Consider the following 23,863-nt stretch of genomic DNA (forward strand, 5'->3'; position numbering starts at 1 on the left):
CCTTCATACGCGTCGAAGCGAGCAACTGAGCCTTCACGAGGTGCCGAGTTCGTTGTCGATGAACGCGAGCACTTCGTCGGCGGTGGCGAGCGTGAGCCGGTCGGTCGCGTTGTCCTCGGCCGGCGGCGCGGACGCCGCCTTCCATTGGGCCAGCAGACCCTCAAGCCGATCTGTCACCGCGCGCGCGTCCGCCTCGGGCAGGTCGAGGGCCGACAGTGTGGACTCCAGCCGCGCCAGCTCGCCGAGGACCGGGTCCACCCCGCCCTGGGCGCCCGACCCGCCGTCCGCCACCAGCTGGTCGCGCAGATGGTCGGCCAGCGCCCGGGCCGAGGGGAAGTCGAAGACCAGCGCGGCGGGCAGCCGCAGCCCGGTCGCGGCCGAGAGCCGGTTGCGCAGCTCGACGCCGGTCAGCGAGTCGAAGCCCAGATCCGTGAACGGCGCCTCCTCCCGTACGCTCTCGGCGTCCGCGTGGCCGAGCACCGTCGCGGCGTTGGTGCGCACCAGCGTGAGCAACTGCTGCCGCTGTTCGGCCTCCGGGAGCCCGCCGAGCCGGCGTGTCCAGTCGTCGGGGCGCTGGGCGGCCGCGGCGGCGCGCCGGGTGGCCCCGCTCGGGCGGGTGGCCAGGGCGCGCATCGCCGCCGGGAGGGTGGCGACCGGCTGGGAGGCCAGCGTGTGGACGTCGAGGTCGAGCGCCACGAGCTGCGGGTCCCCGTGCTGGTGGGCCGCGTCGAAGAGGGCCAGCGCGTGGTCGGCGGCCAGTGCCGTGACACCGGTGCGGCCCATCCGCGCCACATCGGCCTCGGTGAGCTGTCCGGTGATGTCACTGGTGGCGTCCCACAGCCCCCAGGCGATGGAGGTGGCGGGCAGACCCGCGTGGTGCCGCCGGGAGGCCAGGGCGTCGCAGTAGGCGTTGGCGGCGGCGTAGTTGGCCTGTCCGGGGTTGCCCAGAGTGCCGGAGACGGAGGAGTAGAGGGCGAACATGGAGAGCGGAAGGTGGTGGGTGGCCCGGTGGAGGTTGGCCGCCCCCGCCGCCTTGGATGCCCAGACACGGCCGAGGGTTTCGGGGGTCTGGGAGGTGACCATCGCGTCGTCGACGATGCCGGCGGTGTGGATGACGGCGGTGAGCGGGTGGTCGGCGTCGATGGCGTCGACGACCTGCCGCACGGCCTCGGGATCCGAGGTGTCGGCGGCGGTGATGTGGACGGTGGCGCCGAGTTCGGTGAGCCGGGCCGTCAGCTCGGCGGCGCCGGGGGCGTCGGGTCCGCGGCGGCTGAGGAGGTGGAGGTGGGTGATGTGGTGGTTGGTGACGAGGTGTTCGGCGACGAGGGCGCCGAGGGTGCCGGTGCCGCCGGTGATCAGGGCCGTGCCGCCGGGGTCGAGGGCAGGGGGGATGGTCAGGACGATCTTTCCGGTGTGCTTGGCCTGGCTCATGAAGCGCAGCGCCTGGCGGGCCTTGGCCAGCGGCCACGCCTGCACCGGGGGCGGCGTCAGCACGCCCTCGTCGAACAGCGCCACCAGGGTCGCCAGCATCAGCGCGACGCGGTCCGCCCCGGCGTCCGAGACCAGGTCGTACACCCGGTAGTCCACCCCGGCGAAGTCCTTGGCCACCTGTTCGGGGTCGCGGAGGTCGGTCTTGCCCATCTCCAGGAAACGGCCGCCCTTGGCCAGCAGACGCAGCGACGCGTCGATGTAGTCCCCGGCGAGGCTGTTGAGGACCATGTCGACGCCGCGGCCGCCGGTGGCGGTGCGGAAGGTGGCTTCGAAGTCCAGGTCGCGGGAGGAGGCGCGGTGGGCTTCGTCGATGCCCATGGCCTCCAGCGCGGCGTGTTTGCCGGGGCTGGCGGTGGCGTACACCTCGGCGCCCAGGTGTTGGGCGATCTGCACGGCGGCCATGCCGACGCCGCCTGCTGCCGCGTGGATGAGGACCGACTCGCCCGCCTTGAGGCGGCCGAGCTCCACCAGCCCGTACCAGGCGGTCAGAAACGCCACGGGGACGGCCGCCGCCCGCGGGAAGTCCCAGGCATCGGGCATCCGGGTCACCATCCGTGCGTCGGAGACGGTGACCTGGCCGAACGCGCCGTCGAAGACACCCAGGACGCGGTCGCCGGGCGCCACCGTGGTGACGTCGGGGGCCACTTCGAGGACGACGCCCGCGCCCTCGCCGCCGATACGGGTCTGGTCGGGCACCATGCCGAGGCTGATCAGGACATCGCGGAAGTTGACACCGGCCGCGCGCACCTCGATGCGTACGCGCCCGGCCGCCAGTTCCTCCTCGGCCTCGGGGAACGGCACCGGCGCCACGGAGTCGATCGTCGCGGAGCCCGACGTGCCCGCGGCGTCCAGCCGCCACGCGCCCTGGCCGACCGGGGGTACGAGCGTGGCCGAGGCGGTCGCGCGGACCAGCCGGGGCACCAGGATCCGGCCGCCGCGGAGCGCCAGCTGCGGTTCGTCGAGGCCGAGCGCGCAGCGGACCGCGTCGGCCACCAGGCCGTCGGACGCCGGATCGGTGTCCGGATCGGTGTCCGGGTCCGTGGGCAGGACCGTGGGCAGGTCCGTGTCCAGCAGGACGAAGCGGCCGGGGTTCTCCGACTGGGCGCTGCGGACCAGGCCCCAGACGGCCGCCGCGACGGGGTCGATGTCCGTCTCCTCGTCCACGGCCACGGCCTTACGGGTCAGCACCACCAGCCGGGCGTCGTCGGACCGCGGCTCGGCCAGCCAGTTCTGCACCAGCGTCAACGCCCGCTCGACGGCCTCCAGCTCGCCGCCTTCACCGTCCGCGACTGGCGACTTGGCGAAGACCACCTCGGGGGCCGTGGACTCGTCCGACCGGTCGGCGAGGGGCGCAGCGGGCGTCCACTCCAGCGTGAACAGCCCTTCGGTGGTGGCCGGTTGGGGTGCGTCCAAGCGCAGCGGCCGGGTGGTGACGGCGTCGGCGGTGAGGATGAGCCGGCCGGTGGCGTCGGTGAGGGTGAGGCTGTGCCCGCTCTCGTTCTGGGAGGTGATCCGGACCCGGGCGTGGGTGGCGCCGGTGGCGTGGAGGGTGACGCCGCTCCAGGAGAACGGCAGCCAGACCTCGCCGCCCGAGGTGTCCGTGACGGCCACCAGAGGGTGGAGCGCGCTGTCGAGGAACGCGGGGTGGACGGCGAGGGCGTCGGCGGTGTCCTCGGTGTCCTCGGCCGTGGCCAGGGTGACCTCGGCGAAGAGGTCGTCGCCGCGCCGCCACAGCGCCTGGAGCCCCTGGAAAGCGGGCCCGTACGCATAGCCGTTCGCCGCCGCGCGGTCGTAGAAGCCGGTGATGTCGACGGGTTCGGCATCGGAGGGCGGCCAGGCCGCCTCCCGCTCCGCCGTCGGCTGGTCGCGGTCGGGCGCGGGCTCGGCGGCGAGGGTGGCGGTGGTGTGCCGGGTCCACTCGGCCGTGGGGGCGGACTGGGGGCGGGTGTAGACGTGGAGGACTCGGCGGTCGGTGTCATCGGCGGTGCCGACGACGATCTGCAGATCGAGGGGGGAGGTGGCGTGGAGGGTGAGCGGGTGGTGGAGGAGAAGTTCCTCGACGTGGGGGCTGTCGGTGTGCTCGGCGGCGCACAGGGCGAGTTCGAGCAGCGCGGTACCGGGCAGCAGGACGGTGTCCGCGATGGTGTGTTCGGTGAGCCAGCTGTCGTGGTCGGCCGGCGGGACATGCCCGGTGAGCACCACGCCGCCGTCCGCCAGGGGCGCCACCGCGTCCAGCAGCGGATGGTCCAGGCCGGTGCCGCCGGGCGCGGTGCCGCCGGAGGTGTGGGGGGCGATCCAGTACGGCCGGCGCTGGAAGCGGTAGGTGGGCAGGGCGACCGTCTCGGGCGCCGGGTCGGTGGGATACCAGGGCGTCCAGTCCAGCGGGGCGTGGGCGATGTGCAGCGACGCCAGGCTGTGGGCCAGGGCCGGCACATCGGACTGCTTACCGGTGAGGGTGGCGAGCGCGGTGGCGGTGGTCCCCTCGGGCAGGGTGTGGTGGACGGCGTGGGTCAGCACGGGAGCCGGGCCCAGTTCGAGGAAGACGGCCGTGTCCTCGGCGAGATGGGTGATGCTCTGGTGGAAGTGGACGGGCCGGCGGATGTGCTGGGCCCAGTATTCGGGGGTGGTGATCTCCTCGCCCGCGGGCCGGCCGGTGAGGTTGCTGATCAGCGGGATACGGGGCGGCTGGAAGGCCAGCTGGCCGATGGCCTCGGTGAACGGGGCGAGGATGGGCTCCATCAGGGGCGAGTGGAAGGCATGGGAGACCGGCAGGGACCGGGTCCTGCGCCCTTGCTCCTGCCACCAGGCCGTGGCGGCGGCGACCTGGTCGGCGGGGCCGGAGACGACCGTGTGGCCCGGGGTGTTCATCGCGGCGATGGCCAGACCGGGGTAGTCGCCGAGAGTGGCGGTGATCTCCTCTTCGTTCGCGTGGACGGTGGCCATGGCGCCGCCGGGCGGCAGTTCGCCCATCAGGGTGGCGCGGACGGCGACCAGGTGGGCGGCGTCTTCCAGGGAGAGCACGCCCGCGAGGTGGGCGGCGGAGATCTCGCCGATGGAGTGGCCCGCGACGGCGTCGGGGGCCAGGCCCATGCTGGTCAGGAGGCGGGCGAGGGCGAGATGGAGGGCGAAAAGCCCGGCCTGGGTGTAGGTGGTGTGGTGGATCAGATCGCCGTGTCCGGGGTCGGTGGCGAACACCACGTCGCGCAGCGGGCGGTCGAGATGAGGGTCCAGGAGCGCGCAGACCTCGTCGAAGGCAGCGGCGAAGACGGGGAAACGCCGGTAGAGCTCGGCGCCCATACCGGGGCGCTGGCTGCCCTGCCCGGAGAACAGCCACACCACATTCCCCGGCGCCTCCGAAGCGGCGCCGGTGGGGGTGGACAGGCCGGGGTGCGGATCCCCGGCGGCCAGCGCCTCCAGGGCGGCGGCCATCTCCTCGAGGCCATCACCGACCACCACGGCCCGCCGTTCGAACACCGCCCGCGTCGTGGCCAGCGACCACCCCACGGCCGCCACCGATGTGCCGCCGTCGGCCCGTAGCTGCTCGGCGAGCGCCGTGGCCTGCTCGCGCAGGGCGTCATCGCTCCGGGCGGACAGCGGCCAGGGCACGGCACCGGGCGGGGGAGCGACGGCCGTCAACTGAGTTGTTTCCGGGGCCTGTTCGAGGATGAGATGGGCGTTGGTGCCGGAGGCGCCGAAGGAGGAGACGGCGGCGCGGCGGGGCCGGTCGGCCTCGGGCCAGTCGATGGCTTCGGTGAGGAGCTGGACGTTTCCGCTGGTCCAGTCGATATGCGGGCTGGGCTCGTCGATATGGAGGCTGGCGGGCAGCCGGCCGTGGCGCATGGCCATGATCATCTTGATCACGCCGACGATGCCGCTGGCGGCCTGGGTGTGACCGATGTTGGACTTGACCGAGCCGAGCCACAGCGGCCGGTCGTCGGCCCGGTGCCGGCCGTAGGTGGCGAGCAGGGCCTGGGCCTCGATGGGGTCGCCGAGGGTGGTGCCGGTGCCGTGGGCCTCGACGGCGTCGATATCGGCGGGGCCGAGACCGGCGCTGGCGAGGGCCTGGGCGATGACGCGTTGCTGGGAGGGGCCGTTGGGGGCGGTCAGACCATTGCTCGCGCCGTCCTGGTTGATCGCCGAGCCGCGTACCACCGCGAGCACCTGGTGGCCGTTGCGGCGGGCGTCGGAGAGGCGTTCGAGCAGCACGAGCCCGGCGCCTTCGCTCAGGCTGGTGCCGTCGGCGGCGGCGGCGAACGGCTTGCACCGCCCGTCCGGCGCAAGACCGCGCTGCCGGGAGAACCCGGTGAACGGGTCCGGAGTGGCCATGACCGTCACCCCGCCCGCGAGCGCCAGATCGCATTCGCCCTGGCGGAGGGCCTGGGCGGCGAGGTGCATGGCGACCAGGGAGGAGGAGCAGGCGGTGTCCACGGTGACGGCCGGGCCCTGGAGGCCGAGGGTGTACGCCACCCGGCCGGAGATGATGCTGCCGATGCTGGACAGCATGGTGTAGCCGTCCAGCCGGGGGTCGCCCGCGGACAGACCGGACGCGTAGTCGTGGTAGATGACGCCGGTGTAGACGCCGGTCAGGCTCTCCTTGAGGGTGTGCGGGTCGATACCGGCGCGTTCGAGGGCTTCCCAGGCGGTTTCCAGGATCAGACGCTGCTGGGGGTCGATGGCCAGCGCCTCGCGGGGGTTGATGCCGAAGAACGCGGCGTCGAAGCCGTCGGCGTCGTAGATGAACGCGCCCTGCGAGGCGTAGGTCGTACCGGGGTGTTCGGGGTCGGGGTGGAACAGATTGGCCAGGTCCCAGCCGCGGTTGGTGGGGAACGGGCCGCGGATGTGTTCGCCCGCCTCCACCAGGTCCCACAGCCCTTCGGGCGTGGTCACATCGCCGGGGAAGCGGCACGCCATCGCCACCACGGCGATGGGGTCGTCGTCCGCGCTCGCGACCCGGGTCGGCCCCACCGGGATCGAGGTGGTGGGCGCGGTGCTGGTCACGAGCTGGAGGAGATGGTCCGCGAGGGACCGGGGGGTCGGGTAGTCGAAGACGAGGGTCGAGGGCAGCCGCAGGCCGGTGGCGTCGACCAGACGGTTGCGCAGCCCGACGGCCGTGAGGGAGTCGAAGCCCAGCTCCTTGAAGGCGGCCTCGGCCCGGATCGCGGTGTCGGAGGAGTGGCCCAGGACCACGGCGGCCATCTGGCGTACCACATCCAGCAGCAGTTCGCGCTGTCCGGACGCGTCGAGACCGGCGAGGCGCGAGGTCAGGGCGTGGGCCGCCGACTGCCGCTCCGCGGCGCGGCGCCGGGCGGGCCGGGCCAGGGCGCGCAGCAGTGCGGGGGCCTCGGGGCCCAGCCGTGCGGTGTCCGGATCGGCGGCCACGACCAGGGGCTGTACGACGTGGAACGCCGCGTCGAACAGGCGCGAGGTGTCGGCCGTGGCCTCGTCCCCCAGGGTCCAGACCAGGCCCGTGCCCGGGAGCCCGGCGGCGCGCCGATGGGCGATCAGGGCGTCGGTGTGGGCGTCGGCGGCGTATCCGACGTCGGCCGCTGAGAACACCACGAACATCCGCAGCGGCAGGTCCTGGGTGAGGGTGTGCAACTGCCACGCACCGTCTCCCACCCCGGCCAGATGCACCACGCCCACCAGCGGGTGGCTGTCGGGTACGGACGCCAGAACCTCCGCCAGGGCGGCGCGGTCGGCGATATCGACCGTTACGGTCTCCACCGCCGCGCCCAGTGCCGTCAGCCGCTCGGTCAGGTCGGGCAGTCGCGTCGCTTCGGAAGGCTCGGGGGAGAGGAGCAGCAGCCGCTCGGCGCCGTACGCACGTACCAGCTGCTCGGCGATGACGTCGCCGGACACATGGTCCGTCGCGCCCGACACCACCACCGTGCCGCCGGACAGTTCGACCGCCGCGCCCTCGTCGGGCCGGGCGGTGGCGCGCAGCAGACGGGGGACCGACACCTCGCCCGAACGGACCGCGATCTGCGGTTCGTCCGCGGCGATGGCCCGGCGTACGGCGTCGGCCAACATCTCGTCATCGTCCGCGTCGGCGCTCATGTCGACCAGCGTGAAGCGGTCCGGGTGTTCGGCCTGGGCCGCCCGGATCAGGCCGCACACGGCCGCGCTCGCCGGATCCACCGGCCCGTCGCCGTCGCCGACCGAGGCCGCGCCGGAGGTGATCGGCACCAGCCGGGAGTCCCGCAGCCTCGGCTCCGCCAGCCACTCCTGGATGAGCCCCAAGGTGTCAGTCGTCGGCGTTACGGCGGCGAGGACCACAGGCGGCGCGGGCTCTCCACCGTCCGCAGCCGACAGCAGCGCGGCCAGGTCGGCGTAGTGGCGCCCGGGGCCGGAGGCGCCGAGCGTCGCCCAGCCGTCCTCGGCCTCGTCGGGCTCGGGCCGGCTCTCCGGGGGCGGCAGCGGTAGCCACTCCACCGTGAACAGGTCGGCCGTGGACCGCCGTTCCGCGGCCTTCAGCCAGTCGCCGTCGGCGGGCCGCAGCGCGACCGAGTCCACGGTGAGCACCGGGGCGCCGGTCGGGTCCGCGACCACGACGGTCAGCTCACGGCCTTCGGTGTCCGTCTGCCCCCGCTGCCCGATCCGCACTCGTACGCTCGTCGCGCCGCCCGCGTGCAGGGAAACGCCGCTCCAGGCGAACGGCAGCCACAGCGGGCCGTCGGTGTCCGCATCGGCCGGCGGCGTATCGTCCAGCGCCACCGGGTGCAGGGCGCATTCGAGCAGCGCGGGATGGATGCCGAACTCGTCGCCGCCCTCCTCGGCCCCTTGGTCCAGGGCCACTTCGGCGAGCAGGTCGGCGCCGTGCCGCCACACCGCCTGGACACCTTGGAACGTCGGCCCGTACCGATAGCCGGCGGCCTCGGCGCGCGCGTACAGGCCGGTGAGGTCCACGGCTTCGGCACCGGCCGGTGGCCAGGCGCCCGCCAGCTCGGTCCCAGCGGCCGCGGCGGGCGTGAGGGTGCCCGCCGCATGGCAGGTCCAGGAGTCCTGCCCGTCGGCTCGGTCCGGGGCGTCGACCGCGGGCTGGGAGGAGATACGTACGGTGCAGCTGCCGTCCTCGTCGGGGGCGTCCACCGCGACCTGGACCCGCAGTTCGGAGGCGGCGGACAGGGTCAGCGGGGCCTGAAGGGTCAATTCCTCGACGCCGCCGCAGCCCGCCTCGTCGGCCGCCCGCAGTGTCCACTCCACCAGGGCCGTGCTGGGCACCAGGACCACATCGGCGAACTCCTGCTCGCCGAGCCAGCCCGCGTCCCCTGCCGCCGGCAGGCGCCCGGTGAGCAGGAGCCCGCCGTCGGCGAGGCCCGTCGCGGCGGACAGCTGCGGATGGTCCACCGGCCGCAGTCCGGCCGCGCTGACGTCGCCGGTCCGGCGGCCCGCCGCCGACCAGTAGCGCTGCCGCTGGAAGGGGTAGGTGGGCAGATCGGTGGTGGCGGGCGGGGTGGTGGCGTACCAGGGCCGCCAGTCGACGGCGAGGCCGGTGGTGTGGGCGAGCGCGAGGGCGTCCGCGAGGTCGTGGGGGGTGCCGTGGTCGCGGCGGAGGGTGGGGATCGTGGTGGCGGGGACGCCGGCGTCGTCGATGGCGTCCTGGATGCCGGGGGTGAGGACGGGGTGGGGGCTCGCCTCGATGAAGTGGCGGTGCTGGTGGTCCAGGAGAGTGGTGAGGGTGTCGGTGAAGCGGACCGGCCGGCGGAGGTTGGTGAACCAGTACTCGGCGTCGAGCGGGGTGTCGGCCAGCGGCTCGCCGGTGACGGTGGAGTAGAAGGGGATGGTGGGCGCCGCGGGGACCAGATCGGCGAGTTGCGCGAGGATGGTGTCGCGGATGCGGTCGACGTGCGGGCTGTGGGAGGCGTAGTCCACGTCGATGGTGCGGGTCCGCGCGCCCTGCGCCTCGGCGGTCGCCAGGACGGTGGCGATCTGGTCCGGTGGCCCGGAGACGACGGTGGAGCGGGGGCCGTTGTGGGCGGCGACCGCGACGTCCTCGGCGGCCTGGCCGAGTTCGGTCAGCACGCGGGTGGTGTCCTCGGCGCCGAGGGTGAGCGAGGCCATGGCTCCGTGTCCGGCGAGGGCGCGCAGCGCCTGGCTGCGCAGGGCCACCACCTTGGCGGCGTCGTCGAGGGTCAGGGCACCGGCCACACAGGCGGCGGCGATCTCGCCCTGGGAGTGGCCGATGACGGCGGCCGGGGTGATGCCGAAGTCCTGCCACAGGCCCGCCAGGGACACCATGACGGCCCACAGGGTCGGCTGGATGACATCCACGCGGTGCGGGTCGGTGGCGGTGTCCGTACCGCGCAGAACGGCGGTGAGCGACCAGTCGACGTACGGGGTCAGGGCCCGTTCGCAGGCGGCGATCCGGGTGGCGAAGGCGGGGGAGGAGTCCAGCAGTCCCACGGCCATGCCGGGCCACTGGGAGCCCTGGCCGGGGAAGACGAGGACCGGGCCCGCCTGCGGGTCGAGGGCGGTGCCGCGGACGAGGTGGGGGTGTTCGCCGCCGGTGGCCAGGGCCTCGAGCGCGGCCGTGAGGTCGGCGAGTTCGGTGCCGGTGACCACGGCGCGGTGGTCGAATGTGGCGCGGGTGGTGGCCAGCGACCAGGCCACCTCGGCGGGCGAGGCGGGCGCGACATACGGGGCGTCGGCGTCGGCGTGGGCGTCGGTGTCGGTGCCGGTGCCGGTGATGGCCCGGACCAGCCCGCGCGCCTGGTCGGCCAGGGCCTCCTGGGTACGGGCCGAGACCACCCAGGGCGCCACACCGCCCAGGACGACGGGCTCGGCGATGTCCTCCTCCGGTGCGGTGTCCTCAGCCTCCGCCGCCGAGGGCAGGCCCGCCTCCTCCAGGATGAGGTGGGCGTTGGTGCCGGAGATGCCGAACGCCGAGACACCGGCCCGGCGCGGCTGGTCGGGGGCCATCGGCCAGTCGACCGGTTCGGTCAGCAGCCGTACCGTGCCACGGTCCCAGTCCACGTGCGAGGTGGGCTCGTCGACGTGGAGGGTGGCGGGCAGAGTGCCGTGGCGCAGGGCCATCACCATCTTGATGACGCCCGCGACCCCGGCGGCGCCCTGCGCATGGCCGATGTTGGACTTGATCGACCCCAGCCACAGCGGACGGTCCTCCGGCCGCTCCTGGCCGTAGGTGGCCAGCAGCGCCTCGGCCTCGATCGGGTCGCCGAGCGTGGTGCCCGTGCCATGGGCCTCCACCGCGTCCACCTCGACCGTGGCCAGCCCGGCGTTGGCCAGCGCCTGGCGGATCACCCGCTGCTGCGAGGGCCCGTTGGGGGCGCTGAGCCCGTTGCTCGCGCCGTCCTGGTTGACGGCCGTACCCCGGATGACGGCGAGCACCTGGTGCCCGTTGCGCTCGGCGTCCGACAGCCGCTCCAGCAGGACCAGGCCCGCGCCCTCGGAGAAGCCCGTGCCATCGGCCGCCGTGGCGAACGGCTTGCACCGCCCGTCCGGGGACAGGCCGCGCTGCCGGGAGAACTCGACGATCACGTTCGGGGTCGACATGACCGTCACCCCACCGGCCAGCGCCAGGTCGCATTCGCCCTGCCGCAGCGCCTGCACCGCCAGGTGCATCGCCACCAGCGAGGACGAGCACGCCGTGTCCAGCGTGACCGCGGGGCCCTCCAGGCCGAGGGTGAAGGCGATACGGCCGGACACCACGCTGAGCGCGTTGCCCGTCAGCAGGAAACCCTCCGCGCTCCGCTCGATATGCGGGGTGCCGAAGCCGGGCACCCCGCAGCCCGTGTAGACGCCGGTGGCGGTGCCTTTGAGGGCCGTGGGGTCGATATGGGCGCGTTCGAGGAGTTCCCAGGCGGTTTCGAGGAGCAGCCGCTGCTGCGGATCCATGGCGAGGGCTTCGCGCGGGCTGATGTTGAAGAAGGAGGCGTCGAATTCATCGGCGTCGTGGACGAAGCCGCCGTCCCGGACGTAGCTGGTGCCGGAGTGGTCGGGGTCGGGGTGGTAGAGGCCCGTCAGGTTCCAGCCGCGGTTGGCCGGGAAGGGGCCGATGGCGTCGGTACGGCTGTCGACCAGCTCCCACAGGGTTTCCGGGGAGGTGACACCGCCGGGGAAGCGGCAGGCCATGGAGGTGATGGCGATGGGCTCGTGCTGGCGTTGCTCCGCTTTGCGCAGGCGCGCTCGGGCCTCGCCCAGGTCGACGGTGACCCGCTTGAGGTACTGGCGCAGCTTGTCTTCCGTGGACGACATTGGTCCTCCCCCACTTCTCGTCAGGACGAGCCCAGTTGCTGGTCGATGAGCGCGAACATCTCGTCGTCCGAGGCGGACTCCAGCGCCTCGCCGTCGATGTCCGCCGCACTGGCCGTGCTCCCCTCCAGCCGGGACAGCAGGGCGTGGAGCCGGCCCGCGATCGTCTCGCGCGCCTTCCCGTCCACGTCATGGCTGCCCAGGGTGGACTCCAGCCGGGCCAAGTCGTTCAGGACGGGGGCGAGGTGGTCGACCGCCGCCGCCTCCGTCCGGTCCGCGGGGGCGAGCTTCTGGTCCAGGAAGCGGGCCATGGTCTCCGCGTCGGGATAGTCGAAGACGAGCGCGGCGGGCAGCCGCAGCCCGGTCGCGGCCGAGAGCCGGTTGCGCAGCTCGACGGCGGTCAGCGAGTCGAACCCCAGCTCCTTGAACGAGGTGTCCGCGCGGAGCGCCGCGGGGTCGCTGTGGCCGAGCACCGTCGCCGCATGCGTACGTACCAGGTTGACCAGCTCGCGGTGGCGCTCGGCGGCCGAGAGCGCGGCCAGCCGGCCCGCCCAGTCGGTGGACTGTGCGACGGCGGCGGTACGCCGGACCGGCGCTCCCGCGGCGGCCACGGTACGCAGCACCGCGGGCACGGCGTCGGACGGCTGGGCGCCGAGGGTACGCGGATCGAGGTCGAGCGCGAGCGGGGTGGCGCCGCTGTGTCGCCCGGCGGCGTCGAACAGCGCCAGCGCCATCGGGGTGGCCAGCGGGGTGAAGCCGGTGCGGCTCATCCGGGCCAGGTCGGTGTCCGCCAGATGCCCGGTCATCTCGCTGGTGGCGGCCCACAGGCCCCAGGCGATGGAGGTGGCGGGCAGTCCGGTGTGGTGTCGCCGGGTGGCGAGTGCGTCGCAGTAGGCGTTGGCGGCGGCGTAGTTGGCCTGCCCCGGGGTGCCGAGGGTGCCGGCGGCCGAGGAGAAGATGGCGAACATGGCCAGGGGGAGATCCTTGGTGGCCTGGTGGAGATTGGCCGCGGACGTCGCCTTCGCCGCCCAGACCGACGCCAGCCGCTCCGGGGTCTGCGCGGTCAGCACCGCGTCGTCCAGTGCCCCCGCGGCGTGGATGACACCGGTGAGCGGGTGGCCGGGGTCGACGGTGTCGAGGGCCTGGTGGAGGGCGTGCGGGTCGGCGGTGTCGGTGGCGGTGATGTGGACGGTGGCGCCGAGTTCGGTGAGTCGGGCCGTCAGCTCGGCGGCGCCGGGGGCGTCGGGTCCGCGGCGGCTGAGGAGGTGGAGATGGGTGATGTGGTGGTTGGTGACGAGGTGTTCGGCGACGAGGGCGCCGAGCGTGCCGGTGCCGCCGGTGATCAGGACGGTGCCGTCGGGGTCGAGCGTACGGGGAATGTCCAGGACGTATTTGCCGGTGTGCTTGGCCTGGCTCATCTGCCGCAGCGCCTGCCGGGCCTCGGCCAGCGGCCACGCCCGAACCGGCGGCGGCGCCAGAACGCCCTGGGCGAAGTGCCCGGCCAGCGTGGTCAGCATCTCCGCGACCCGGTCCAGACCGGCGTCCGGCACCAGATCGTAGAAGCGGTAGCGGACGCCGGGGTAGGCGTCGGCGATCCGCTCGGCGTCGCGCTTGTCGGTCTTGCCCATCTCGATGAAGCGCCCACCGCCGGTCAGCAGCCGCAGGGACGCGTCGGTGTACTCGCCCGCGAGGCTGTTGAGGACCACGTCGAAGCCGCGGCCACCGGTGGCGGCGTGGAAGGCGGTCTCGAAGTCCAGGTCGCGGGAGGAGGCGCGATGGGCCTCGTCGATGCCCATGGCCTCCAGTACGGCGTGCTTTCCGGGGCTGGCCGTCGCGTACACCTCGGCGCCCAGGTGGCGGGCGATCTGCACGGCCGCCGTGCCCACGCCGCCCGTGGCGGCATGGATGAGCACCGACTCGCCCGCCTTGAGTCCGGCCAGGTCCACCAGCCCGTACCAGGCGGTCAGGAACGTCGTCGGGACGGCCGCGGCCTGCTGGTCCGTCCAGCCCGGCGGGATCGGTACGACGGCGCGGGCGTCGGCGACGGCCACGGGCCCGAAGGCGCCCTCGAACAGCCCGAAGACACGGTCGCCGACGGCCACCGACGTCACATCGTCGGCCACGTCCAGCACCACGCCCGCGCCCTCGCTGCCCCGGAACACCCCCTCGTCCGGATACATCCCGAGCACGATCAGCACATCGCGGAAGTTGATGCCCGCGGCCCGCACCGCGATCCGCACCTGCCCGGGCGCCAGCGGCTCCAGCACCTCCGGGCAGACCACGGTCGACACGCTGTCGATGGTGCCGGTGTCATCGGCCGCCAGCCGCCAGGCCGGCTCGCCCGGCGGCGGAGCCAACTCCGGTGCGCCCGCCCGCTCCAGGCGAGGCGTCAGCACCCGGCCACCGCGCACCGCCACCTGCGGCTCGTCCAGGGCCACGGCCCGTGTGACGGCGCCGAGCACATCGTCGGGCCCGGCGCCGTCGTCGATGTCGCACAGCAGGAAACGGCCCGGGTTCTCCGCCTGTGCGCTGCGCAGCAGACCCCACACCGCGGCCGCCGCCGGGTCGGGACCCACCGCGTTCTCGTCGGCCTCCCGGGCCTCCCGGGCCTCCCCGGCTCTGTCGGCCGCCACCGCGCCCCGGGTGACCAGCACCAGCCGGGCGTCGGCCAGCTCCGGTGTCTCCAGCCACCGCCGCGCCAGCGTCAGCACACCGGTGGTCACGGCCAACGCGCCCTCGGCCGAATCCTGGTCGTTTTCGGGGGAGGGCACGCCGACGAGCACCGTCGACGGCAGGGCGGCGGCCGCGGTGAGCAGGGCGTCGATGTCGGCGTGGCGGGGCGGCGATCCGGCCTGTGACGGGTCGAACGGCAGCGGGCCGCCCTCCAGCAGCGCCCACTCCTCGACGGCCCCCGTCTCCGTCGCCGCCTCAGCCGAGGTGTCCGACGGCGGCGGCAGGGGCACCCACGCCACCTCGTACAGCCCGTCCACCCGCCGCGCGCCCGCGTCGCGCAACTGCCGCGCGCTGGTGGGGCGTACGACCACGGACTCGGCGCTGAGCACCGGCTGGCCCGCCGCATCGGCCACCACCAGCCGGAAGCCGTGCTCCAGCGGGGACATACGGACCCGGGCCGCGCGAGCGCCGGTGGCCCACAGCGACACACCGCTCCAGGCGAACGGCAGCCGCAGCTGCCCGTCCGCCCCCTGGCCGTCCAGGGCAAGGGGGTGCAGGGCCGCGTCGAGCAGCGCGGGGTGCAGGGCGAACCCGTCGGCGCCCCCGCGCGCCGCCTCCGGCAGCACCACCTCGGCGAGCAGATCGTCCCCCTGCCGCCAGGCGGCGGTCAGACCCCGGAAGGCCGGTCCGTAGCCGTAGCCGATCGCCTCGGCGCGGCCGTAGAAGTCGGCCACGTCGACCTGTTCGGCGTCCCGCGGCGGCCACACCCCGGCCGCGGCCGGATCAGCGGCGCCCGGCGCGGTCGGGGAGAGGTGTCCGGTGGCGTGGCAGGTCCAGGGCGACGAGCCGTCCTCCGCGTCGGGGCGGGAGTGCACCCGTACCTCGCGGCGGCCGTCCCCGTCCGGCGCGTACGCCACGACCTGGATCCGCAGCCCACCGGACGCGGGCAGCGTCATCGGGACATGGAGAGCCAGCTCCTCGATCCCGCCGCACCCCGCCTCGTCGGCCGCCCGCAGCACCCACTCCACCAGGGCCGTGCCCGGCACCAGGGGCGTTTCGGCGACGACGTGATCGTCCAGCCAGCCGCCGCTCCCGGCGGCGGGCAGCCGGCCGGTCATCACCAGTCCGCCGTCGGCCAGTTCGACCGCGGCGCCGAGCTGGGCGTGGGCCACCGAAGTGAGTCCGGCGCTGCGCAGATCGCCCGGCCCGCCGTCCATGCCGAGCCAGTAGCGGCGGCGCTGGAAGGGGTAGGTGGGCAGATCGGTGGTGCGCGGCCCGGCCGGATACCAGGGGGCCCAGTCGATGGCCAGACCGGCGGTGTACGCGCGGGCCACGGCCTGGGCGAGCTGCTGGGGCCCGCCCTGGTCGCGGCGGAGGGTGGGGACGGCGGTGGCGGGGGCGCCGGCCGCCTCGAAGCCGTCCTGCATCCCGGGGATCAGCACGGGGTGCGGGCTGACCTCGATGAAGTGCCGGTGTCCGTGGGCGAGGAGAGTGGCGAGGGTGTCGGCGAAGCGGACCGGCCGGCGGAGGTTGGTGAACCAGTAGTCGGCGTCGAGCCCGGCGGTGTCCAGGCGATCGGCGGTCACCGTCGAGTAGAAGGCGACCTCCGACGCGGTGGGCGCGAGACCGTCCAGGACGGAGACGATGTCCTCGCGGATACGGTCGACATGGGGCCCGTGGGAGGCGTAGTCCACATCGATGGTGCGGGTCCGCGCGCCGCGCGCCTCGGCCGCCGCCAGGACGGTCGCGATCTGCTCCACCGCACCGGAGATGACGGTGGTGGCGGGGCCGTTGGCGGCGGCCACGGTGACGTCGTCGGCCTCTTCGCCCAGCTCCTCCAGGAGCCCAGCGGTGTCGTCGGCGCCGAGGGTGAGCGAGGCCATGGTGCCGTGGCCGGCCAGGGCACGCAGCGCCTGGCTGCGCAGGGCCACCACCTTGGCGGCGTCGTCGAGTGTCAGGGCACCGGCCACACAGGCGGCTGCGATCTCGCCCTGGGAGTGGCCGATGACGGCGGCCGGGGTGATGCCCAGGTGCTGCCAGAGGGCGGCCAGGGACACCATGACGGCCCACAGGGTGGGCTGGACGACATCCACGCGTTGGGGGTCAGTGGCGGTGTCCGTACCGCGCAGTACGGCGGTGAGCGACCAGTCCACGTACGGCGCCAGGGCCCGCTCGCACTCCGCGATCCGGGCCGCGAACACCGGCGAGGTGTCCAGCAGTTCCACGCCCATACCGCGCCATTGCGACCCCTGGCCCGGGAAGACGAACACCGGGCCCGCGGCCGCGGTGATCGCCGCTCCCGCCACCACCGCCGGATCGGGCTCGTCCGCGGCCAGCTTCTCCAGACCGGCCAGCAGCGCAGCCCGGTCCTCGCCCACGATCACCGCCCGGTGCTCGAACGCCGAGCGGGTGGTCGCCAGCGACCAGCCCACCTCCGCCACCTCGGCCGAGGGGAGCCGCCCCGCCAGGTTCGCGGCCTGGGCGCGCAGCGCCTCGGCCGTACGGGCGGAGAGCACGACCGGCACGATGCCGCCCGCGGTGGCGGACTCGGGCTGTTCCGGTTCTGGTTGCGGTTCGGGCTGGTCGGGGGCCTGTTCCAGGATGAGGTGGGCGTTGGTGCCGGAGATGCCGAAGGAGGAGACGGCGGCGCGGCGGGGCCGGTCGGCCTCGGGCCAGTCGGTGGCCTCGGTGAGGAGCCGGACGCTTCCGCTCGACCAGTCCACATGTGGGCTCGGCTCGTCCACGTGCAGGGTGGCGGGCAGCAGGCCGTGGCGCAGGGCCATGACCATCTTGATGACCGCGGCCGCCCCGGCGGCGGCCTGGGTGTGGCCGATGTTCGACTTGACGGACCCCAGCCACAGGGGCTGTTCGGCGGGGCGGTGCCGGCCGTAGGTGGCCAGCAGGGCCTGCGCCTCGATGGGGTCACCCAGTGTCGTGCCCGTGCCATGGGCCTCCACCACATCGACCCCGGTGGGGTCCACCCCCGCCACGGCCAGGGCCTGGCTGATCACCCGTTGCTGGGACGGCCCGTTGGGCGCGGTCAGCCCGTTGCTCGCGCCGTCCTGGTTGACCGCCGAACCCCGCAGGACCGCGAGCACCCGGTGCCCGTTGCGGCGGGCGTCCGACAGCCGCTCCAGCACCAGCAGCCCCGCGCCCTCGCTCCACCCGGTGCCGTCGGCGGCGGCGGCGAACGGCTTGCACCGCCCGTCCGGCGCCAGTCCGCGCTGGCGCGAGAACTCGACAAACGTGTTCGGCGTGGCCATCACCGTCACGCCGCCCGCCAGGGCGAGGTCGCATTCGCCCTGCCGCAGCGCCTGCGCGGCCAGGTGCATCGCCACCAGTGACGACGAACACGCCGTGTCCACGGTCAGCGTCGGCCCCTCCAGGCCGAAGGTGTACGCCACCCGGCCGGATGCCACGCTCGGCGTGGAGCCGGTCATGATCTGGCCCTCGTACCCCTCCGGGATCCGGCCCAGGAACCGCGCACCGTAGTCGTCGTACATGATGCCGGTGACCACCGCCGTTCGGCTGCCGCGCAGCGCCGCCGGATCGATACGGGCGTGCTCGAACGCCTGCCACGCCGTCTCCAGCAGCAGCCGCTGCTGCGGATCGGTGGCCAGCGCCTCCCGGGGGCTGATCCCGAAGAACTCCGCGTCGAACAGGGCCGCTTCATGCAGGAAGCCGCCCTCCCTGGCGTAGCTCTTGCCCGTGCGCTCGGGGTCCGGGTCGTACAGCCCGGCCACATCCCAGCCACGGTCCTCGGGGAACGGGCCGATCGCGTCCACCCCGTCGGCCACCAGCCGCCACAGCTCGTCCGGTGAGTGCACATCGCCCGGGTAGTGGCAGGCCATGCCGACGATCACGACGGGGTCGTCGGCGCCCCCGGTCCGGACCTGAGCCCCGGCCCCCGGCGGCAGCGGCGCGGTGGCCGCGGTGGCGCCGAGCAGTTCGGTGCGCAGATGGCTCACCAGGGTCTCGGGGGTCGGGTAGTCGAAGATGGCGGTGGCCGGGAGGCGGACACCCGTCGCCTCATGGATCGCGTTGCGCAGCTCCAGCGCGGTCAGCGAGTCGAGGCCGAGCTGCGCGAACGTCCGGCCCAGTTCGAGGGTTTCCGGCTCCGGATGCGCCAGAACGGCGGCGATCCGGTCGCGTATCAGCTCCCCGATCACCCGGTCCTGCTCGGTCTCCGGCAGCCCGCCGAGCCGCCCGGCCCAGGAGGGGGACGCCTTCACTGCCGTGGCCGTACGGACGGGCAGGCGTACGAGGCGGCGCAGCAGCGGAGGCAGCGCGCCGGTGGCCGCCTGCTCGCGCAGCACGGCGAGGTCGAACCTGGCCGGGACCAGCACGGGCAGCGCGGTGGCCAGCGCCGCGTCGAACCGGGCCAGGCCCGCCTCCCCGGACATCGCGGCGGTGCCCGAGCGCGCCATCCGGGCCCGGTCCGCGGTGGCGAGGTGTTCCGTCATCCCCTCGTCCACCCCCCACAGGCCCCAGGCCAGCGAGGTGGCCGGGCTGCCCGTGGCGCGGATGTGCTCGGCGAGGGCGTTGAGGAACGCGTTCGCCGCGCCGTAGTTGCCCTGCCCACCGCTGCCGAGCACGGAGGCGGCGGACGAGAACAGGACGAACGAGGCGAGGTCCGCGCCCCGGGTCAGCCGGTGCAGCTGCCAGGCCGCGTCCACCTTCGGCGCCAGCACGGCATCGAGCTGTTCGGGCGTCAGCGAGGTGACCACGCCGTCGTCGAGCACACCCGCGGTGTGCACGACCGAGGTCAGCGGGTGCTCGTCGGGGACGCCGGCGAGCAGGGCGGCCAGCGCCTCGGGGTCGGTGGTGTCACAGCTCTCGACCCGTACGTCGGCCGCGAGTCCGGCCGCGAACGCCTCGATGCCCTCGGCGGCCGGCCCGCTCCGGCTCACCAGCAGCAGATGCCGGGCGCCGTGATTTTCGACGAGGTGGCGGGCGAGCAGCCGGCCGAGCGAGCCGGTGCCGCCGGTCACCAGCACGGTGCCGTCGGGGTCGAGCGCCACCGGCGCCACGTCGGGGTCGGGGTGCGCCAGAACCAGCCGGGGCACCAGCGCACGCCCGTCGCGCAGCGCCAGCTGCCACTCACCGGCGGCCACGGCGGCAGCCACCGCTGCCGCCAGCGCGTCCCGGGACGCCGGGGCGTCATCGGTGTCCACCAGCACGATCCGCCCCGGGTGTTCTGCCTGGGCGGCGCGCAGCAGGCCCAGGACCGCAGCGCCCGCCAGATCGGCCGGCGCGTCGGTCGGGTCGGCTCCGACGGGCCCGACGGCTCCGGCGGTCAGGACCACCAGCCGGCCGGCGGCGAGGGCGTCGTCCGCCAGCCACTCCCGCAGCCGCGCGAGGACACGGTGGGTGGCGGTGCGTACCCGGGAGGGCGGCTCGTCGCCGTCGTCGGACGTGTCGTAGGGGGCGCCGAGGCAGGCCATGACGACCAGGTCGGGGGCGGGGGCCCCGGCGGCGACCGACGCGCTCAGCACGGCGAGGCCGGGGTGGCGCGCGATGTGTTCCGCGGGCAGTGAGGCCGTGGCGGCGTCCGTGGCGCGAGTGTCATCCCCGGCGAGTACGGCCCAGCGGTCCGGCGCCGATGCCGGTGCCACGGCGGTGGGCAGCGCGAAGGTCTCCCAGTCCAGCCGGTACAGCGGCCGGTCGGCCGGGACCGCCCCGGACCGCCACCGCTGCGCGGAAACGGCGCGCAGCGTGAGCGAGTCGACGGCCACGACCTCGGCGCCGGTGTCGTCGGACAGCCGCATGGTCACGGTGTCAGGACCGGTCGGCGTGATGCGGACCCGCAGCCGGGATGCTCCGCGCGCGAGGAGCCGTACGCCGCCGAAGGAGAACGGCAGCCGGACCGTGCCCGGTGCGCCGCCCGCCTGGTCCTCGCCGGTGAACAGCGCGCCGATCGGGTGCAGGGCGGCGTCCAGGAGCGCGGGGTGGATGGCGTACGCACCGCCGTCGCCCCGCTGACCGGGGGCGAGACCCACCTCGGCGAACATCTCCTCGCCGACCCGCCACGCGGCGCGCAACCCCGTGAACGCCGGTCCGTACCGGTAGCCCTCGGCGGCCAGCCGCTCGTACAGCCCGGCCACGTCGATGGCCTCCGCCCCGGCGGGGGGCCACTGGGCCGGCGGCGCGGAGGGCTCGGGGGCACCGGTCCCCGCGCCGTTCGGCGTGGCACTCAGCGTGGCGGTGGCATGGCGGCGCCACGGGCCGTACGGGCCGTCGCCCGGCCCATCCGCGACCCCCGGGTTCTCCGAACCCTCCGAACCGCCGCCGGACGGGCGTGAGTAGACGGTGACGGCCCGTCGGTCGGCCGCGTCGGCAGCCCCGACGGCCAGCTGGAGGTCCACCGCACCCACCGGGGGCAGCAGCAGCGGCGCCTCCAGGGTGAGATCGTCGATCAGGTCGCAGCCGACCCGTTCGCCGGCCTGGAGGGCGAGCTCCACGAAGAGCGTGCCGGGCAGCGGCACCGCGTCCACGATGGCGTGGTCGGCCAGCCAGGGCTGGTCGCGCAGCGACAGCCGGCCGGTCAGCAGCAGCCCGCCGTCCGCCGGTTCGAGCGCGGCGCGCAGCAGCGGATGGTCGCTCGCCTCGAGCCCCGCGGCCCGTACGTCCGCCTCCGCCTGCGGGGCGTCCCGCCAGTACCGGCGGCGGTCGAAACGGTAGGTGGGCAGGTCGGTGGCCTGGGTGGCGGGCGGGAAGGCGGCGGAGAAGTCGACACTCTCGCCGTCCACATGGAGCTGGGCGAGCGCGGTCAGCAGCGTACGGGGCTCGTCGCGGCCCTTGCGCAGCACCGTGGCGAGCACCGGCGCGCCGGGACCGGATTCGGTGGCGGCGCCCTCCGGGGCCGACTCCGTGGCCTGGCCGGTCAGGCAGTCGCGCGCCATGGTGGTGAGCACGGCGTCCGGGCCGAGCTCCAGGAAGCGGGTGACACCCTCCGCGCGCAGCGTGGCGATGCCGTCGCGGAACCGCACCGGCTGCCGTGCGTGCCGCACCCAGTAGTCGGGGTCGCACAGCTGCTCGGCCCCGGCCAGCGCGCCGGTGACGTTCGAGACGACGGCGATCCGGGGCTTGGAGTACGTCAGCGAGGCGGCGACCTGCCGGAACTCCTCCAGCATCGGGTCGATCCGCGGCGAGTGGAAGGCGTGGCCGACCCGCAGCCGCCTGGTCCGGTGGCCGCGCTCCCGGATCGTACGGGCGATCTCCTCGACCGCGTCCTCATCACCCGAGACCACCACCGACGTCGGCGCGTTGACGGCCGCCAGCGCCACCTCGTCCGCCCGCCCGGCGAGCAGCGGCGCCACCTCCTCCTCGGTGGCCTCCAGCGCGACCATCGCACCACCCTCGGGCAGCGCCTGCATCAGCCGCCCCCGGGCGGCGACCAGCCGTGCCGCGTCCGGCAGCGACAGCACTCCGGCGATATGCGCGGCGACCAGTTCGCCGACCGAGTGTCCCGCCAGATAGCCGGGGACCACACCGAACGACTCGACCAGCCGGTACAGGGCGACCTCGACGGCGAACAGCGCGGCCTGCGTCACCTCCGTCGCGTCCAGCGGGCTCGCCTCGGCCTCGTCTCCCTCGGCCGGTACGAACACCAGCTCCCGCAGCGACCGCCCCAGATGAGGGTCGAGCGCCGCACACGCCTCGTCGAAGGCGGCGGCGAACGCCGGATAGGCCCGGTACAGCTGGGCGCCCATACCGGCGCGCTGGCTGCCCTGCCCGGTGAAGAGGAACGCACTGCCGCCGAGCCGCGCCGGTGCGGACGCCCGCGTCACGTCGGGGTGTGTCCGCCCCTCCGCGAGGTCGGTGAGCCGAGCGGACAACTCCTCACGGTCCGCGCCCAGTACGACCGCGCGGTGGTCGAGCGGCGACCGGGTGGTGGCCAGCGACCAGCCGATGTCGTCGACCGGGGTGTCCGGGCGCGCGGCCATGTGCTCGGCGAGCGCCGCGGCCTGCGTACGCAGCGACGCCGCGCCGCGCGCGGTGACCACCCACGGCACGGCGGTGCCCTCCGGCCGCTGCGGCGTGTCCGCGGGCAGCTCCGTGTCCGGCCGTGGCGGGGCCTCCTCGAGGATCAGATGCGCGTTGGTGCCGCTGATGCCGAAGGACGAGACGCCGGCCCGGCGCCGCCGGTCCCCGGCCGGCCACGCGACCGGCTCGGCCAGCAGCCGTACCGCGCCATCGTCCCAGTCGACCACGGGCGTGGGCCGGTCGGCGTGCAGCAGGGCGGGCAGCGAGGCGTTCCGCAGCGCCATCACCATCTTGATGACGCCGGCGACGCCCGCCGCGCCCTGTGTGTGTCCGAGGTTCGGCTTGATCGCGCCCAGCCACAGCGGCCGGCCCTCGGGCCGCTCCTGACCGTAAGTGGCCAGCAGCGCCTGGGCCTCGATCGGGTCGCCGAGCGAGGTGCCCGTGCCATGCGCCTCGACCGCGTCCACATCCGCCGGGGAGAGCCGGGCGTTGGCCAGCGCCTGCCGGATGACGCGCTGCTGCGACAGGCCGTTGGGCGCGGTCAGCCCGTTGCTCGCGCCGTCCTGGTTGATCGCCGAGCCGCGCATCACGGCCAGCACCTGGTGCCCGTTGCGCTGGGCGTCCGACAGCCGCTCCAGCACCAGCAGCCCCGCGCCCTCGGCGAACGCCGTGCCGTCGGCGCCCTCGGAGAATGCCTTGCACCGGCTGTCGGCCGCCAGGCCGCGCTGCCGCGCGAACTCCGTGAACACATAAGGCGTCGTCATGACCGTCACACCGCCCGCCAGGGCGAGGTCGCATTCGCCCTGCCGCAGCGCCTGCGCGGCCAGGTGCATCGCCACCAGCGACGACGAACACGCCGTGTCCACCGTGACCGCGGGCCCCTCCAGACCCAGGGTGTACGCCACCCGGCCGGACAGCACGCTCGGCGCGTTGCCGGTGACCAGATAGCCCTCCGCGGCCCGGTCGACATGCGGGGTGCCGAAGCCGGGCAGAGCGGTGCCCGCGTATACGCCGACGGGCGTGCCCTTGAGCGACCCGGGCGCGATGCCCGACCGCTCCAGCGCCTCCCAGGCCACTTCGAGCAGCAGCCGCTGCTGCGGGTCGACCGCCGCCGCCTCGCGGGGGCTGATGCCGAAGAACTCCGGGTCGAACAGGTCGGCGTCGTGCAGGAATCCGCCCTCGCGGGCGTAGCTGGTGCCGGGGTGGTCGGGGTCCGGGTGGAACAGCCGCTCCAGGTCCCAGCCGCGGTTGTCCGGAAACGCGGTCATCGCGTGGCGGCGCGCGGCGACGAGGTCCCACAGAGCCTCGGGGGAGGCGACATCGCCGGGGTAGCGGCAGGCCATCGCCACGATGGCCACCGGCTCCCGCTGCCCGTCCTCCACCTCGCGCAGCCGCGCCCGGGTGTCATGCAGATCGGCGGCGACCCGCTTCAGGTAATCGACAAGCCGCTCTTCGTTCGTCTCAGTGGTCACTTGGCCCCTCCTCCCGCTCAGTCTTGGCG

2 protein-coding genes are annotated in these 23,863 nt (G+C 74.5%); both read right to left on the reverse strand.

All coding sequences use genetic code 11. The features are described from left to right. Positions 1-33: 33 nt before the first annotated feature. Positions 34-11,706: an SDR family NAD(P)-dependent oxidoreductase gene (locus ACFV2X_RS33170; RefSeq protein WP_385623698.1), complete on the reverse strand. Its 11,673-nt coding sequence runs from the start codon at positions 11,704-11,706 to the stop codon at positions 34-36. Positions 11,707-11,726: 20 nt separating this feature from the next. Beyond that, positions 11,727-23,834 (reverse strand): SDR family NAD(P)-dependent oxidoreductase, encoded by a 12,108-nt coding sequence (locus ACFV2X_RS33175; protein ID WP_385623700.1) that lies wholly within the window; start codon positions 23,832-23,834, stop codon positions 11,727-11,729. Positions 23,835-23,863: the final 29 nt, after the last annotated feature.

The sequence above is a fragment of the Streptomyces sp. NPDC059679 genome, assembly GCF_042734105.1.
Taxonomy (GTDB): domain Bacteria; phylum Actinomycetota; class Actinomycetes; order Streptomycetales; family Streptomycetaceae; genus Streptomyces.

Bases quoted from the DNA above. Each gene is read 5' to 3' on its own strand.
- ACFV2X_RS33170 (WP_385623698.1), bottom strand. From the start codon at position 11,706: ATGTCGTCCACGGAAGACAAGCTGCGCCAGTACCTCAAGCGGGTCACC.